Consider the following 16054-nt stretch of genomic DNA (forward strand, 5'->3'; position numbering starts at 1 on the left):
TCATTTAAAAATGAACCAACATGTTAGCGTGGCTTTTCCAAATATTCAGCGTCTTAATCCCTCTTCGGGAAGACTATTCTGACAACAATTATGTAATCTCTTTTATTAAAATTGACAATAGAGTTGAAATCATCGTTAATGATTCTGTTGTGTTTGATAGTGGGGTAATCCATCATAACCCGAATGTTAAGGATTTCGTGGGGTTTGATCTGTCATCCGTTTTAACACCGCAAAAAGACGAGGTTATTGTAAGATTGTTTAATGGATATGAACCATACCACGAAGGAATGGAGGATGTCCACTGGGAAATCGAGTACGAAATGATGAAAGGTGATAAAGTATACGATATTATGTGGAATGAAGCAGATGACAACAGAATTGGAAAAGTTTTTGAAGAGGTCTATTATTTATAGAAAATACAACAAAAATTTTGAGACGTAAATCCCCTTCACTTAAGCTTTACAGCCTCCCATTCCGTATCATAATCCAGGATATCATCTGGATCCGGTGAGAAAATCCACCTTATACAATTTCTCATCTGCTAACTGTTTCAAGAAAAACTAACTTACCCTAAAACCATATACCTCTGTGTTCATGAACCGATTCCTCATTGTAAGTTTAAGCCCCTCACGGCAATCTATTATTCTGAAAGCATGTTTACTATTTGGCGTGCTATTCGCACCAGGAATTTCAAATGCCCAGGTAGTCATTCCTGGGGAGAGGTTCATTCCTTCAAAACTTAATGACACTCTTGAATTAGGCTATTACGCCTCTATTAAAGAAGTGAATACCAAAGGTTTTCAGTTTTTAAATCCTTACTTTAAAACTTCAGTCAATACCGCATACCCCCGAGGTTATAATGATGGGCCGGTCTGGAAAGGAAAAGGAGTCACAACGGAATTGCATGGCGGTTTTCAATATAAAAATAATGCTCTCAGTATTACTTTTCATCCTGTAGTATATTATTCACAGAATGCTCGATTCCCTCTTGACTCTCAAAATTTCGCTAATCTCTCCCCTTATGCATATCAACTCGACAGAGGTATTGATTGGGTTCAAAGATATGGAAGCAGCCCTTTTGCTAAGTTTCATCCAGGACAAAGTGAGATTAAATTAACCCTGGGTTCATTTGTAACCAGCTTGTCGACTCAGAATTTCACCCTTGGCCCCTCCATCTTTAATCCCATCATCATGAGCAATCAGGGAGCTGGTTTCCCTCATTTGAGGCTTGGCATTTCTCCCACTACAATACATATCAAAAAGTTTAACCTGTTCAGGTTGGAAACCTATGCTTACTATGGATTAGTATATGAATCAAAATATTATGACCAAATCGAATCTAACAATAAACGTTATCTGAATGGATTGTCCATAAGCCTGAGCCCGGCTTTCTTCCCCAATTTGACCATTGGATTTCATCGGTTTATGTATAAAGATGCTCAATACTTCGAAACCAAAGATATTGTTTCGCCAATTCATATTTTTGATGATGGCGTCAGAGGGGATTCCATTAACACCAATGACACCTTTGACCAAATAGCATCACTAACGATCAACTGGAATTTCCCTCAAATTGGTTTTAGAGCATATGGTGAATTTGCAAAAAATGATTTCGGCAGTGATGGATGGTTTAGGTGGACACTCGTAGAACCCGAACATTCGAGAGCATATTCGCTGGGATTCGAAAAAATAAGCCAAATTACTCAAAACATTTCTCTTAAAGCAGCCTATGAACACACGAATCTAACCCAGAATCACACCTACCTATGGAGACCCGCACCAACTTTTTATGTACACCATATAAACAGACAAGGGTATACAAATAAAGGGCAGTTGCTTGGTGCTGGTATAGGGCCTGGAAGTAATAGTGACCAAATCAATATTGAGATGAATATCACGAAGTATAAGTTTGGTGTTTTTGGCCAACGAATCCAATTTAATGAAGATTATTATGTCAGAAAATCGAGAGCACTCACGGTACATAACGTTGAATATACTTTTGGATTGAAAGCTTCCAGAGAATTGGAAAAATTTATACTGGGGATTGAATGGTACCATAGTAAAATGTTCAATCAGCATTTTGATCCATTCATAGACGAAATAAACGACTATTTTAGCCTTAGTGTGAAAAGCAGGATATTCTAGATATCGTAATTTGAATTGTTAAGAAGTCATATGGTCCTCTCGGATCAATCTTAAAACAGATTTTAGAGAGATCAGAAGTCATTTGGTTCGATCAGGCTCAGACAAAACATTCTCAACTTTAAAGCATCAATTTTCACACTTCATTACTTTTGCCCAAATTTTTGACCTCCCGAAATGAAAAAGAAAAAGATAATAGCTGCAGTAATGATCGTGTTTACTGTCATGCTCTCGTCATTTACATTTTATTCTTACCAGATAATATTCACTCCAAATATCCTTGTGGATAAACCAGATCAGCGTTTTGCGATCCCTGAAGGAACCACCTTTAAAGAGCTTCAGAACCGATTGGTAAAAGAAGGGGTCGTCAATGATCTGGTTTCTTTCAGCTTTCTTGCGAGGTTAAAGGATTTTGATACGCAGATCAAGCCGGGGATGTACCTGCTCAAAGAAAACATGAGTAATAATGAAGCCATCAACCTGCTGCGGGCAGGCCTCCAAACACCTGTAAAGCTTACATTTAACTCTGCCAGAAAACTGGAAGACCTTACGCCAAAGCTGACAGAGGGGCTGGCAATAGACTCTGCGGAGTTGGCTCCGTTGCTTCTTTCAGATAGTGTGGCAAAAAGTTATGGGTTTGACTCGCTCACCTTCATCAGTATGTTTCTTCCCAATACGTATGAGGTCTACTGGACGATCTCTCCGAAAGAACTGCTGGACCGGATGAAGCGAGAATACGATGCGTATTGGGATGACTCCAGGAAAGAAAAAGCCGAAAAAGCCGGGCTCACTCCAATAGAAGTAGCTACACTTGCCTCCATAGTAGGCAGTGAAACCAATAAGATGGACGAGGCTCCGACCATTGCCGGATTATATATCAACCGGCTGAAGCGTGGCATCCCACTTCAAGCTGACCCTACCCTCAAATTTGCCATGGGGGAGTACACCATACGCCGCATTCTGAATAAAGACAAGGATTTTCCTTCTCCATACAACACCTACCTAAATGCAGGGTTACCCCCAGGTCCGATTAAGATGCCATCCATTACTGCCATAGAGGCAGTTTTGAATTATGAAGACCATCGTTATCTTTATATGTGTGCTAAGTCGGATTTTTCGGGTTATCATGTGTTCGCAAAAACGTTAAGCGAACACAATATAAATGCCCGTAAATTTCAGCAGGCACTAAACCGGGAACGAATCTATCGATAGTGTATAAGCAAGATGTAAAAATCAGGGTCCGTTACGCGGAAACTGATCAGATGGGTTATGTATATTACGGAAACTATGCGACCTACTTTGAAGTAGCCAGAGTAGAAGCGTTTCGCGCACTTGGTTATCCGTACAAAAACCTGGAAGCTGAAGGCATCGGGATGCCAGTACTTTCGCTCAATGTCAAATACCATCAACCGGCAAAATACGACGACCTGTTGACGGTAAAGGTAAGTATCCCGGAGAAACCACGTGCTCGAATAAAATTTCACTATGAGGTTACCAATCAGGATGGAAAATTGATTAATAGTGGAGAAACAGAACTCGTATTTATAAAAATGGATACAGGAAGACCTACCCGTTTACCTGAAAAAATGGGAGAGCTTCTTGAACCTTACTTTTCTTGAGAAAGCGAACGATCATACACAGGCACCTTCGGTACACCGGATGGTATATTCGGCTGGTATCTTTCCTAAAGGCCATCCGAATCAGGGGTGGTAAGGCCTCTCTTTACAGGATACTGATCATTTTTGTAGATAAAGTTGGTGATAATCAGATTTTCGAAAAGGCCTATGGTGTTGCATTCAATTTTACCCTGGCGCTCTTCCCCAGTATTATTTTCCTGTTTGCCCTGATCCCGTTTGTTCATTCCCTTATTCCCAGCATCAGCCAGGGAGAGATCATGCATTTCTTAGAAGATGTATTGCCAAAAAGCATCTTTGAAGCTACAGCTGAAACCATCTTTGACCTTATCCGGATCCGACGGGAAGGACTGATCTCGTTTGGGGTATTATTTGCCTTGTTTCTGGCAACAAACGGTGTAAACTCCCTTATGAAGGCATTTAACAGTAGCTACAAAACGGTAGAAAACCGTACTTTTATCAAAACCAGGTGGATTGCCCTGCTGCTCACCATTTTTCTTGCATTTGCCTTTATTTTGTCCATTCTCCTGCTGGTGGTTGGTCAGATTGTGCTCTCCTGGTTGCTGGATTTTGGCATACTCAATGAAAACTTTTTGTATTACCTGATCATTGTGCTGCGGTTTCTGGTGATTTTCGTAGCCTTCTACCTGGCCATAGCTTGTATCTACTATTGGGGACCTGCTATTCACGATAAGTGGCGCTTCTTCTCTCTGGGGTCAGTAATCGCTACACTCCTTTGCATAGCCGTCTCTTTCGGATTCACCTTCTACATAGCCAGTTTTGGCACCTACAATAAAGTATACGGCTCCATCGGGATGCTTATAGCTCTTATGGTCTGGCAGTACCTGATGTCTGCCATATTGTTACTCGGCTTTGAATTTAATGCCAGTATTGACCGGGCCATGTCGAGTGAAGTATATGACCTAGATGAGGACTGATTGACGTACTCTTCAATCAATACCTGACTGTCCATCTATAATTGGAAGTCTTTTTGTCAAGTTTGAGTCCTGTTAATTTAAAGGCTGGTACAACTGATTTTTTCATTTCTTCTCGATTCATTTTGATTTGAATGATATGATTTTGTCTACTCAACTAAAAAAAATTACCAATGTGCCTAAAATAACTCATGGGTAGATAAATCCACAAAAACTCCTAGGTATTGAATGGAATTCACTTTCAAACAACTGACTGTCAAATAGTTAAAATTCCTTTATAATCAATAAGCTTCAATTCAGCAGTCTATCTATAAAATCGCCTCCTTAATCGTAAAATTCTTTTTATTCCAGGAGGTTTTCGAGAGCTTATATATAGTCTTTTGTTTTATAACCCAAAAACTATCCCCGCCATGAAGACCTTTTTACCCATCATTTTGATCGTTTTAACCATACAGCTGAATGCACAGGAGGTTGTGGATCTCAGCCAAACATCTAAAAGCAGCGCTCTTTATGGAGAAGGCTCTTTCTGCCTGGAAATGAATGATTTTATCTGTGCTAAGAAAAATTTTAAGGAAGCCATAGCTTACTACGCTAAAAACTCTGACTATTATTATGGATTAGGACTCGCTCATTTCTATCTGGAAGAGTTGGACTCAGCATACCACATGTTGAAAAAAAGTATTGCACTAGATCCAAACCAGGCCAATTATCACTATTACACGGGAGCTGTATTTTACAAACTACAGAATTACAGAAACTCAAGCGGTGCCTACATAAAAGCCCTGGAAGTAAACCCGAAATCTGATATCAAAATAGATGTTTTGAATACCAAATTCCACATTGGCGTTTGTCATATGAAACTGAACCATCACTGGGACGCCATAGATGTTTTCTCTGAAATACTGGAAGAAGACCCCTCCAATCACAAGGCCCTCCTAAACCGGGGAATATCCCTGGCTATGGAAAATAAACTGGATCGTGCCTGCTCAGATTTCACCCGGTCAGCCAGGCGTGGCAATGACCGGGCCAAATCTTTTTTGGAAAAATACTGCTACGGATCCCGGATTGTGATGGTGAAAAATTAGTAGGCTATTCAATTAAAATAAATGAGGTCAGGATTCTGGTTTGTGTTGTCCTTCTTTAGCCAAAAGGATGCTTAAGAAGCATTCCGCCAGCATTTTTCTTCCTTCCGGCAACCGGTTAATGGGTTATTTGCTCTTCACCAAAGAAACATCGTCAACCAGGCAATAGGCATCCGCTTTACCATCAGCAAGGAAGCCTACCTCAACTTCATTGTTTTTTACTTCAATATTTTCAATATTGATGGTCGTCCATGTTTCGTTTTCATCATTAATGCTTACATCAAAACGCTTTTCACCTGATTTGGCATACATTTCGAGCTGATTGAATCCCTCGCTGTTTTTAACTTTTGCTGTCAGGGTATAATTTCCATTTTCAAATGTCACATAAGGAGATGAGTCGATCTTTTGATGAACTTTTCGTATAAAGTCTACCCTGTCACTCATATTCATGCTTCTTTCACCAATCACCAGCTTACGTTCTTCTTCTGTGTTTTCGTGGTTTAAAACAGGAGAAAGTGAATCGAGCGAAATCTCAGTTCCTTTGATTACTGTCGTCTCCCACCCCAAGAGTCTGGTTTGCACCGGTTTTACCGAACTGGGCATTGGCTTTCTGTCAGCATCAAAGCTGGGGTTTTTCACCCAATTGTTGTCATCGGCCACTTCCCATTCACCGGTCTCTTCGTTGAGATTCCATGAATTAAGCGAATTAAAGTATGGATCGTAACCATCGAATGACAAGGGGCACCATTGATTATACCCTAATCCATTACCTGCAAAATCAGACCATCGGTCGCCGCAGAAGATGACCGTTTCCTGTTTGCTCCCACGGACTGTATAAAAAAAGCCTGTTTGGGAAATATGGGCATAATCATCTTCACAGCCCGGAAATACCTGCATATCGTTCTCCGGGAGATAAGGCCCCCAGATATCATCTGCAACGAGATAGTAGGCCAGGGAGCCATCCCATCCGTAAAGCTGAGATGCTGCCAGGTAATACTTGCCTTTGTATTTAAACATGCAATTGCCCTCGCGCCCTGCGCCCTCAAAAACCTGCTTATAATTTAGCAGGGTAAGGGTATCATTTTTCACACCTATTTCTGAGATGTAAATTTTATGACGGCCTTGTCCGTAGCTATACACCAGATACGATTTGCCCGTGTCCTCATCGGTAAATACGGTCTGGTCGCCCGTATTTGAAGTGCCAATCCAATCCATCATGCTCTTCTCATGCTGGTATTTAAAAGGGCCCAGATGTGAGTCGGAAACAGCAAAAAGTACTCGACGGTTGTATTGGATTATAAGTACATATTTGTTTGCTTCTTTCACATAAGCCACTCCCATGCGCCCAAGCCACCCCCGTCTCCGTCCATCCTCGAACACCTCGTCAGGAGTCAGTACATGTGCTTCATACTCCCAATTGACCAGGTCGGTAGATGAGTAACAGGATACGCCCTCAAAGCCAATTCCGCGTTTTGTAGAGGAAGGGTCTTCTCTGTATGTTTCTGCCCCTTTATAATGCACACCGTACCAATAGTATTTTTCTTCTCCTGTGTCCGGGTCTGAAAATTTGAAAATACCACCTCCCTGACTATAAATGGGTTTTCCGTTTTTGGTGTCCCAAAAACTATCGTTCTTGATGTTGAACGACTGTGCAAATGCAGGCTCGCTTAATGAAATAGCAAATAAAAATACACCGGTGATAATTTTAAGAGCAAAAGAGCATTGTGTTGTACTCATGATTTATAAGATTTTAGCTTATTCCGCTTTAATGGTTAAAGAAGCGCTGGTCAATCCTTCTGAAAGAGCCCTTACGGTAATTTTTCCTGGTTTTTCAGCTTGCACAATTGCCAGGCACAAACCATTAAAAGCTTTTCTTTCTTTGCCCTTGGGTGATGATAAGTCCCGCATGTTGCCACTTTCAACACCTATAATTTTAGCCCCCTCCACCTGGAATTTAACCAAATTATCAGCGGTCTGTACTAAGTTTCCATCTTTATCCAGGATCTCTACTGTAAAATGTGCCACATCGGTGGGGTCGGCTTTGATGATGTCACGATCCACTGATAGACGGATTTGGGAAGGTTCACCAGCAGTTACGACACGGCAGGTATATTCCTTACCATCCTTTTTGCCCTTCGCCACCAATTCTCCGGGTTCATAGGGCACATCCCACGACAGATGCAAGTCCCCGGTAGTTGTATAAACTTTTCCATCTTCTGGTTTATTCCATCTTTCTGCATTCCCTTTTCGGGGAAACTCCAGGTATTTCACTCCATAAGATTTTCCATTTAAAAACAGCTCTACGGTATCACAATTGGTATAGGCAATCACAGGAACAATCTGTCCTTCACGGCCTTCCAGGCCTGCCTGCCGGACAGGCAGGTTCCAATGAGGCAAAAGATGAAGCGTAGGATCTTCTGTCCAGATGCTTTTGAAAAAGTAGTAGCCATCTTTCTTAAAACCACAGTTATCCAGATAACCGGAAGATGCGCCACGCGAAGGCCACCTCCACGATTCACCATAATAGTCAATGCCCGTCCACATAAAATCGCCAATCACATAATCGTATAAAAGCGTGAATTTCCAGCGTTGCTCAACATCTATTGTCCTTCCATAGGCATATCGGGCATTCACCTTATCCGGGTCATCACCCAAGTCATAAACCCCACGATAACCACCCATACCTGACGATTCAGTAGCAACCACCCGGCGATTGGGATTGTTTAATTTATCCTCGTGGTAATATAGCTCACGCCGTTCGTGCCAGCGATCGGGATAGTTGTACCCCACTATTTCATCTTTAAATTCGGCAAGATATTCTTCTGATGCCGGGTTACCATCGGCCACAATTCGGTCATTACCGGCGGTGACCAACCGGGTGGGGTCAGCCTCTTTGCAAATATTGATGAGGGTTCGGGCTATATCGGGTCCCTCCTCGCTGGACTGATCAGGCACTTCATTACCGATGCTCCACATCACTATCGACGGATGGTTTCGGTCTCTGTAGACCATAGCCTTCAGATCTTTTTCATACCAATCCTTAAAATAGAGTTGGTAGGTAAATGGCCTTTTTCCACGCATCCACTCATCAAAAGCTTCATCCATCACCAGGAAGCCCATTTCATCGCAAAGGTCATAAAACTCAGGCGCCATGGGGTTATGAGCGGTACGAATGGCGTTGCAACCGCCATCCTTTAAAATCTCAAGGCGACGTTCCCAAACCCTTTCAGGAACAGCGGCTCCTACAGCTCCTCCATCGTGGTGCAGATTCACCCCTTTCATCTTCACCTGTTTACCATTCAGCAGAAACCCATTGTCCACGTGGTACTCAATGGTTCGAATTCCCATATTTGTGTTTACACCATCTATCTCTTTTCCATTTACCGAAATGGTTGATTTGAGTGTGTATAGATACGGGGATTCTACTGACCATAATTCTGGGGACGGAACTTCCATTTCCTGCTCGACCGTATAGTTGCTTTTTGCGTTGACGCTGACCTGTTTCTCTAATGAAGCTACTTCCCTACCATTCTTATCCAAGATGGAGTTTCGAATTTTTATATCCTGAATTGCTTTTGCAGCTTCGTTTATAACAGATGCTTTGAGGTATAAAGTAGCCGTATCCTTGTCAATGGATTTGGTGTAGTAGAATATGCCCCATTTCTCAAAATGAAGCTTTTCTGTGGCAATCAATCGAACATGCCGATAAATGCCTGATCCTGTATACCACCGGGAGTTTGGTTGCTGTGAATTATCAACCCGCACCGCAATAACATTGTTCGTATTTTTCAGCAAACCCGTGAGATCGTAAGAAAAACTTGAATATCCATAGGGATATTTACCAAGATAAACATCATTGACCCATACTTCACTGTTCATGTATACACCATCAAATTCAATGGTATATTTTTTTTCAGGATCGAATTTCGGAACATCAAAGGTTTTGCGGTACCAGCCTATTCCGGTAGGAAAAAAACCAACGCCTCCACCTCCCGGGGCGTCTTTGTCATTTTCCAGTTCTATGCTCCAGTCGTGAGGAACATCCAGAGATCGCCAATTATCGTCATTGAAATTCGCCTGGCTGGCATTAGGAGGATCACCAAGGAAAAACTTCCAATCCGGATCAAAATTAGTTGTAATCCTGCTGCTTGATGTTTGTTGAGCAAAAAGCGCTGAGCTTATTGCCAGCGTGAGTAGGGTGAAAATATATTTTCTCATTAGTCTCAAAATAAGGATTTTACAATTTCGATATTAGTTGAAGTTCCCGGATCAAAACGGTCACTTTTCATGTAGTTGGTCAAACTAAATAAAAGCTGCCGCGCCTCCGGGCGGGAATCGGTAGCCGACAAAAGATCTATTCCACTTATCAGTAATTTTCCTTTTCCAACGTTAACTTCAAAGATAAGCCCCAGCGGCCTGTTCGTCACCCAATCGTCAATTATCCTGACAATAGGTTTTAAATCTTTATCAAAATCAGAAAGGATGATTGCATCTGAATGGGTCATAGCGTCCCACCACTGCCAGTTGCTATGGTATTCTGTTGGAAACGAATTGAATGCCGGGTGGTCGGGATTACATAAAATGCCAAGCGTATGAGGGGGCTGACCATTTGTCCAGGCAGTATTCCAGAAAATGCTTGAAAACCCTACGGCAATAGCTCCTCCTTTTTCATCTTTGACACTGCCTTTTTTTACTGTAAGTAAGACTTTGCCCCCATTTTGGAGAAATTCGGCAGTTTTTTGATCCAATTGTTGGACCACTTTTACATCGTCTGCTATTATAGGTGTTCTTTGTTGGGCTGAAGGATAAACCCAGATATCCCAACTGTTTTCATATTGGCCGATCTTTATGGCCAACGCTAGTTTTTCCGGTTCCTTTATTTCGCTCAACCCTGCTTCTATGGATCCTATTATCGTTCCATTTCCAATAGGTATTTCATCTACCTGGAACTTGCCTTCTTTAACCGTATACCCGTCTGTGTCTGATAAGGTCCAGATGACATCAGGATTTCGGATCATTTCTTTGCCATAATGGGCCACTTCCACGGTTGCTTTTAAAGTCTCGTCATTCACATAAATTCGTTTCGGAAGGCGAACCAGCGGAACGGTCTCGCTACAAAACCGACTATATTCTGCGGCAGTCACATACCCTTTTTCGTCCCAGAAAGGGTCGAGTACGCCCACCAGGGCAGTACCCTGGCCTGGAAAATCGTGGAGATCCAGCAACTGAAAACCCGCCTGGCCTTTCGTGCGAAGCGCCGCTTCTATGTCTGCCTTATAGCAAAGCGTCTGAAGTTTACCGGAAGCGAGCAGAAAGCTATCCGCCAAATGCAGCATATTGTTTTCTTCCAATGTCTCCCTGAAGATCTCAAAATTTCTGGCCCTTAATACCCCGTCATACTTATCTATCTCTTTAAAATTCGGGTATACGCACCACTGGCCTATCTCGTGGGATATGACAGGCCGGTCATAGTCATCGATAATTTCCTCAAAGTCAAACAGGGTGTTGGGAGGCTCGCTGTTGATGATACTAGATAAACCAGCCCCCCAAAACTGGATCCTTGGCTCAGGAATGACATGAAAATCATTTTCCGGAATCGCCGGCCTTCCTGCTCCCGACGTATGAACCCTGGACGAATCCCTCGCTTTCCAGTATGAAACATACTTTGCGAGATATTGCACATGATCCTCTCCGTAAGGTTCATTGCCATAAGCCATCAAACAAAATGAAGGGTGGTTGCCATAATTCTCCAGATTATGTGCTGTCTCTTTATATAGAAACTGGTCAATGGGAAGAGAATCGCCCAGGCTCGTGCCCCAATTTGCCCAGGAGGAATTTTCCGCCTGAAGGTAAATCCCCATTTCATCAGCAGCTGCAAATGCCGCCTCCGGAGGGCACCAGGAATGAAATCTCACGTGGTTTAGCCCGTGTGCTTTGATAACGGTATAGATCCGTTCCCACTCCTTTTTATCTGTGGGAGGAAAACCGGTCCTGGGGAATATGGCACATTCCAATGTCCCTCGAAGAAATACCCTTCTTCCATTCACATAGAGATGTTGATCCTTTACTTCAACTTCCCTCATTCCAAAAATGGTTTCCCTGGTATCAAGCTTTTGTCCCTTAGTATCCGAGACTGTGACGTTTAGTTTGTACAGATTAGGATCAAATTCATCCCAAAGCAGGGGATTCTCCCCCATGCTGTATTCAATCGTATGTTCGGTTACACCTTCTTCCAGTTGTAGTGTCACTTTATGTGAGGATATCTGTTGACTTGCTTGAGCATTATACGAGACCGCATACACTGTAACCTCCACCTCCGAGGCTGCATCGGTCTGATTTTCGAAAACCACTGTTACCCAGGCTTTTTTACCTTTTACATCAGGATGAATCTTAACCCGATCGATATGGACCGGTCCTTTTTTCCGAAGCGACAGATCTCCAACAATTCCATTCCAATTCGTCTGGGTGTGATCAGAGATACTATGAGAATTTTGACCCACATTTACCTCTTTAATCCGGTTATCGACCCTGATGCTGATTGTGTGCTTTCCGGGCGTTATGACTTTTGAAAGATCATAAGCATGGGGAGAGCCCAATAAATTTTGTGATCCGATGCTTTGGTCATCCACCCAGACCTGCGTTTCCCAATGACACCTTTCCAGGAAAAGTTCGATGTGTTGCCCTTCCCAATCATCAGGAATCTCCACTTCTTTTTTATACCAGGCAGCGCCCACATAGTGTTTCAACGGCTGGAGCCAGAATGGCACTTTGATATTGCCCGGCTCCCGGTATTTGGCGTATTCCGGTTTATAGAAATAGGATGAATCAAATATTGACCCGATCCATTTTGTTTCGAGGCTGATGTCAAATCCCTTCCCATTGGAGTTCATCGAACCGGGTAAACCCACCGTTTCATTAAATTCTGCCTTAAACCATTCCTGGTCTATGCCCTGATCCAGAGAATCCATTTTAAAAGCCCATTCCCCGCTAAGATCTATCTCATTCTTAGTGTTTGACTTACAGGAAATAAAAAGGATCCCAAGCACTAACCCCGAAAACAACAGGGTTTTATATTTTTTTAATCGGTTCATTTTCTAATCAATCAGAGGTTAGACTTATTAGTAAAAATCAGGCATTGGTTCAAAACTACCACTTGGTTTGTGAGGTGAAATGGACATATTTTTTATTTATATGGACAATAGTATGATCTGTGAATGGGGCTGTTGTATATATATCCCTCTGTTATAGCAAAGGGAAATTTTCATTTACCCACTTCATGATTTTTTAAGGTGTCAGTGGTCCGCTTTGGCGGAATTGATTCTTTCGTCATTTTCACACCAGTTTCACCTGTTCTATGTACTTAGCAAACAGGGTTATTTTTTTCTCGTCTTTAAGATCGAATAGAAACGGCTTTACATCTGCTGCCATTGCTTTCATGTTTAGCTCCGTACATTTCTCTACAATTCTCTTTCGAAGTTCGTCCGGTGTTTGTACCCCAATTTTAGCGTGGAGGTATTCATAGTTAGGTACCTGCCCCTGACCAAGTAAGAATACAATATCAAAAAAATCTCTCCCTTTATTTCTATTTCGGTTGATTACCGCGTAAAACTTTTGAGCCAGGAGTATGCCTTTGGGTACAACGTTAATTTGCGTAAAGACGTCAAATTTATTAAGCAAAGGTTGATCCGGTTTGTAATCAAATTCATGTGGCTCAGTATCAAGCTGAATCAGTATCTTCTCTTCCCTGTGATTGGTCAAGCCTTCTTTATACAACAACTCAGGGAAACGAATGTAGCAATGATAAGCCCTCCTTTTCACATTTCGTATTTCAACATCATACCCCAATCTTCCCAACTCCGTTTTAACAATTTTAGTAATTCGGTCAAATTCCTCTCCGGAAAGGTTGAAGTTATCAAAATCAAGGTCTTCAGAAAATCTGCGGCTACCATGAACAATGCGAAGGCAGGTGCCTCCAAGAAATGCTAACTTGCTTTCATAAGGGCTTTCAAAAATGATTTCCAATATTTTGTATTGCAGGTATTCCCGAATGATGAAGCGTTCGTGACGTTGCAAGGATTCCGAATAGTGATGTTTTATTTCTTCTAAACTAAGCATTGATCACTTTTTTAAATTGCCGCATTCTTTTGTCCAATGTTTTAGAACCAAAGGCTTTTTGATACTCCGACAGTTTTTCAAAGTCAATGATTTCTTTGATCTGTATTTCATTAAGCCGCAATTCTCTCATTTCATCAATGGTGTTGAGTTTATTGAGATAAAAATAATCCAGGATCACCTTTTCAGGCTCTGCTATTTTCACAGGAAACCCTTCATCCCGGATGAGCTTGTACCCGAAAAAAAGTACGGGTTTAAGGTGCCTGTAAACAAAGTTTCCAACAAGGGTTTCATAGCTCGCCGTATTACGGGTTGTGGAAGATGTGGTTATGAATACACCCTCAGGTATGAAGCTGTAGTAAGCAAGCCCACTTTCAAAAGACACATAAGAAGGAGCATATATTTTATTGGCGGTGAAGTATAAGAAACGTTCATCCTTTCCACGTTCCTCAAAACAATAAAATCCTCTTCTTACCTTTAGGATATAACCTTTTCGTTGCCACTCCACCAATCTCCTGTTGTCAAAATCAGGAAAACGTTTTTGAATATCCCTGATGGAAAATACGGGGAACTCCCTAAATGCCTTTTCGAATACCAGATACTTCATTTTATATTAACTACTTGTTAAATATAACAATTATCTAATATAAAATATGTTCGCAAAGGATTTTCTGAGCCAATTCTATTTATCCGTTATATAACCACCAATCCGTCATTTTCAATTTCTCTTCACCTCATGATGCAACTGGTGCGTGGTGCAATTTGTGCAATTGCTGGCCGATTACCGGCCAATTATCCAAGCTCATATTTTGTTCCTCTTCCTTTACCACCTGTTGCTTCAAAATCCCCTTTTCTACTAGCATTTGAAGATCTTCTGTAGCAGTAGTTTTTCCAACATCATTTATTTGCTGATAAACCGAATTGTTGATACTTCCATTCTTCTTCACATACTCAACAGCTTTAAGCTGCCTCTCATTCAACCCCAACCGTTTGAAATAGCCTTCAGAAAAGAGGTCTTTCAGGAACGTTATCTGTATGCCGCCTGCCACTTCTTCAATGGTTGGTTCGGGAAAAATATCAACCACTAAGCAATGAAAACTTGTAGATTGTCCGTGAGGAAAAATCGTCACCAGGCCTCAGTATGGAATTTGGGAACTCGGGATGATTAGGCGAATCGGGAAATCGCTGCGTTTCCAGCGCAATTGCCCCATGTTTTCTATAGGGTACGCCTTGCGAACCTGTCAAAGATCCATCCCACCAGTTTGCTGTATAAACCTGCACTCCAGGCATATCACTTTGTACTTCCAACACGCGCCCGGAAAACGCATCCATCAGTTTTGCCACCGGTCGCACACCCTGTCCAAAATGATCAATCACATGGTTATGATCATACCCGCGATCCCGATGAAGCTGCTTTATGTCCCTGCCGATCTTTTTCGCCTGCCTGAAATCATGTGGAGTTTCAGCACACAAAAGAAGTTTTCCGGTAGCCGTATTATTTTCATTTTTCTCAGTAAAAAAAGTACTATTGATCATCAACTCGTGATCTTCGATGGTGGGCTTTAAAAATCCTGAAAGATTAAAATACGAATGGCTGGTTAAATTCACTGGTGTCGCCTTGTCGGTACTGGCATGGTAAGCAATTTCAATTTCATTGCGCACATTTACCGTGAACTTAACCGTTACTTTCAGGTTGCCCGGATAGCCCTCTTCGCCGTCCTTTGAAAAGGTGGTAAGTGAAAGTGAGCAATGATCATCGCCTATGGTCTGAGTCTCAGGATGCCAAACTTTTTTATCAAACCCAGTGACGCCACCATGCAGATGATTCGGGGAATCATTGATTGACAATTGATAATTGTTTCCGTCAAGCGTGAATTGTCCTTGGGTTATGCGATTTGCAAAGCGACCGATTACCGCACCCAGGTACGGATGTGGTTTAAGATATTCGTCCAGTGTAGAGAACCCTGCGACAATATTGTGCATGTGCAAGTTTCTGTCTGGCATCTCGATCGCGGTGATCGTTGCACCATAATTCATCACCCGTAAGGTTATGAAACCGGCCTTGAGTGTATACAAATAAATGGGTTGACTATCAATTGAGCCAAAATACTCCTCCTTCAAATCGACTGTATTTGTAGTTAACATTGTG

13 protein-coding genes are annotated in these 16054 nt (G+C 42.0%); 6 read left to right on the forward strand and 7 right to left on the reverse strand.

Annotation, left to right across the window (positions count from 1 at the left end; all coding sequences use genetic code 11):
* Positions 1–20: 20 nt before the first annotated feature.
* The 6 genes from AC3E9V_RS22380 (at position 21) to AC3E9V_RS22405 (ending at position 5796) form a co-directional block, all read left to right on the forward strand.
* A complete protein-coding gene (locus AC3E9V_RS22380; RefSeq protein WP_488750399.1) occupies positions 21–413 on the forward strand; it encodes a hypothetical protein in 393 nt (130 codons plus the stop codon).
* A 181-nt stretch (positions 414–594) separates the two neighbouring features.
* Positions 595–2145, forward strand: a complete 1551-nt coding sequence (locus tag AC3E9V_RS22385; RefSeq protein ID WP_488750400.1) for a capsule assembly Wzi family protein — start codon at positions 595–597, stop codon at positions 2143–2145.
* A 174-nt stretch (positions 2146–2319) separates the two neighbouring features.
* On the forward strand, positions 2320–3354 hold the full coding sequence (gene mltG / locus AC3E9V_RS22390) for an endolytic transglycosylase MltG (RefSeq protein WP_488750401.1): 1035 nt from the start codon (positions 2320–2322) through the stop codon (positions 3352–3354).
* Entirely contained in the window at positions 3354–3761 is a 408-nt protein-coding gene (locus tag AC3E9V_RS22395) for an acyl-CoA thioesterase (RefSeq protein WP_488750402.1), read from the forward strand. Before mltG ends, AC3E9V_RS22395 begins: the two co-directional genes overlap by 1 nt.
* The gene (locus AC3E9V_RS22400) at positions 3758–4714 is read left to right on the forward strand and encodes a YihY/virulence factor BrkB family protein (protein WP_488750403.1); all 957 of its coding nucleotides are present in this window, start codon (positions 3758–3760) and stop codon (positions 4712–4714) included. The genes AC3E9V_RS22395 and AC3E9V_RS22400 overlap by 4 nt, the downstream gene beginning before the upstream one ends.
* 407 nt (positions 4715–5121) lie before the next feature.
* Positions 5122–5796 carry a tetratricopeptide repeat protein gene (locus AC3E9V_RS22405; protein WP_488750404.1) on the forward strand — a complete coding sequence of 225 codons (675 nt, stop codon included), beginning with the start codon at positions 5122–5124 and terminating at the stop codon, positions 5794–5796.
* A 123-nt stretch (positions 5797–5919) separates the two neighbouring features.
* On the opposite strand, the gene AC3E9V_RS22410 is transcribed toward AC3E9V_RS22405, so the two are convergent.
* The 7 genes from AC3E9V_RS22410 to AC3E9V_RS22440 form a co-directional block, all read right to left on the reverse strand.
* Positions 5920–7530: a family 43 glycosylhydrolase gene (locus AC3E9V_RS22410; protein WP_488750405.1), complete on the reverse strand. Its 1611-nt coding sequence runs from the start codon at positions 7528–7530 to the stop codon at positions 5920–5922.
* A gap of 18 nt (positions 7531–7548) precedes the next feature.
* Complete coding sequence (locus AC3E9V_RS22415; protein WP_488750406.1) at positions 7549–10011, reverse strand: glycoside hydrolase family 2 TIM barrel-domain containing protein; 2463 nt, start codon at positions 10009–10011, stop codon at positions 7549–7551.
* A gap of 5 nt (positions 10012–10016) precedes the next feature.
* Complete coding sequence (locus tag AC3E9V_RS22420) at positions 10017–12884, reverse strand: DUF8487 domain-containing protein (protein WP_488750407.1); 2868 nt, start codon at positions 12882–12884, stop codon at positions 10017–10019.
* Between the two features lie 241 nt (positions 12885–13125).
* On the reverse strand, positions 13126–13908 hold the full coding sequence (locus tag AC3E9V_RS22425; RefSeq protein ID WP_488750408.1) for a nucleotidyl transferase AbiEii/AbiGii toxin family protein: 783 nt from the start codon (positions 13906–13908) through the stop codon (positions 13126–13128).
* Entirely contained in the window at positions 13901–14512 is a 612-nt protein-coding gene (locus AC3E9V_RS22430; RefSeq protein ID WP_488750409.1) for a type IV toxin-antitoxin system AbiEi family antitoxin domain-containing protein, read from the reverse strand. The genes AC3E9V_RS22425 and AC3E9V_RS22430 overlap by 8 nt, the downstream gene beginning before the upstream one ends.
* Positions 14513–14639: 127 nt before the next feature.
* Positions 14640–14990, reverse strand: a complete 351-nt coding sequence (locus AC3E9V_RS22435; protein ID WP_488750410.1) for a hypothetical protein — start codon at positions 14988–14990, stop codon at positions 14640–14642.
* A complete protein-coding gene (locus tag AC3E9V_RS22440; RefSeq protein WP_488750411.1) occupies positions 14983–16050 on the reverse strand; it encodes an aldose epimerase family protein in 1068 nt (355 codons plus the stop codon). The genes AC3E9V_RS22435 and AC3E9V_RS22440 overlap by 8 nt, the downstream gene beginning before the upstream one ends.
* Between the last annotated feature and the right edge of the window lie 4 nt (positions 16051–16054).

Source organism: Marinoscillum sp. HNIBRBA16962 (assembly GCF_057801515.1).